Genomic DNA, 1,256 nt, shown 5'->3' on the forward strand with positions numbered 1-1,256 from the left:
GGGTCGTGTCCCAGGCGGTGGTGTAGCTGAGGGGTGGTCATCGGCGGTTGCCGGGTAGGGTCGGGTTGCGACGACCAACCCCGAACCCGAGAGACCCCCGATGACCGACGAGATCATGGCCCTGCGCGGGCTGATGGAGAAGAGTGCCGACGCCGATCTGCTGCGCGAGATGATCGGTTTTGCAGCCGAGCGACTGATGGAGCTGGAGGTGGGCGGCCTGACCGGCGCGGCTCACGGCGAGAAGAGCGCCGAGCGTCTGGTCCAGCGCAACGGCTACCGTGACCGGGACTGGCAGACGCGCGCCGGCACAGTCGAACTGCGCATCCCGAAGCTGCGCAAGGGCTCGTACTTCCCCGGCTTCCTTGAGCCGCGTCGCATGGCGGAGAAGGCGCTGACGGCGGTGATCCAGGAGGCCTACATCCAGGGCATCTCGACCCGCTCGGTGGATGATCTGGTCCAGGCCATGGGCGGCACGGGCGTGTCGAAGAGCCAGGTCTCGCGCCTGTGCCAGGAGATCGACGAGCGGGTTGGCGCATTCCTCGACCGCCCCATTGAGGGCGAGTGGCCGTACCTCTGGATCGACGCGACCTACGTGAAGGTCCGCCAGGACGGGCGCATCGTCTCGGTCGCCGTCATCGTGGCGGTCGGCGTGAACACCGACGGCCGCCGCGAAGTCCTCGGCATGGATGTCGGCCCGTCGGAAGCCGAGACGTTCTGGACGGACTTCCTGCGCAAGCTCGCCCGGCGCGGCCTGCGCGGGGTCAAGCTCGTCATCTCGGACGCTCACGAGGGCATCAAGGCCTCGGTGGCCAAGGTGATGAACGCCACCTGGCAGCGTTGTCGGGTGCACTTCATGAGGAATGTGCTCGCCCATGCCGGCCGCAGCGGGCGGCGCGTCGTCTCGGCCTTCATCGCCACCGCTTTCGCCCAGGATGATGCCGAGGCGGCCCGTCAGCAATGGCGGCGGGTGGCCGACCAACTCCGCCCCAAGGTGCCCAAGCTCGCCGCCCTGATGGACACGACCGAGCCCGACGTGCTGGCCTACATGGGCTTCCCGGCCGCCCACCGGGTCAAGCTGCACTCGACCAATCCGTTGGAGCGCCTGAACGGCGAGATCAAGCGCCGGACCGAGGTGGTCGGCATCTTCCCCAACGAGGCTGCCATCACACGTCTCGTCGGCGCGATCCTGCTCGAACAGAATGACGAATGGGCCGTCCAGCGGTCGCGCTACATGACCCTGGAAAGCATCGCCCCGA

Annotated in this window: 1 protein-coding gene; it reads left to right on the plus strand. The window is 67.9% G+C overall.

The features are described 5' to 3' along the window. Positions 1-100: 100 nt before the first annotated feature. Positions 101-1,256: IS256 family transposase (locus MKK68_RS26375; protein ID WP_244033430.1), on the plus strand; the 1,156-nt coding region annotated here is incomplete at its 3' end.

The sequence above is a fragment of the Methylobacterium sp. E-016 genome, from assembly GCF_022829745.1.
Classification (GTDB): Bacteria; Pseudomonadota; Alphaproteobacteria; order Rhizobiales; family Beijerinckiaceae; genus Methylobacterium.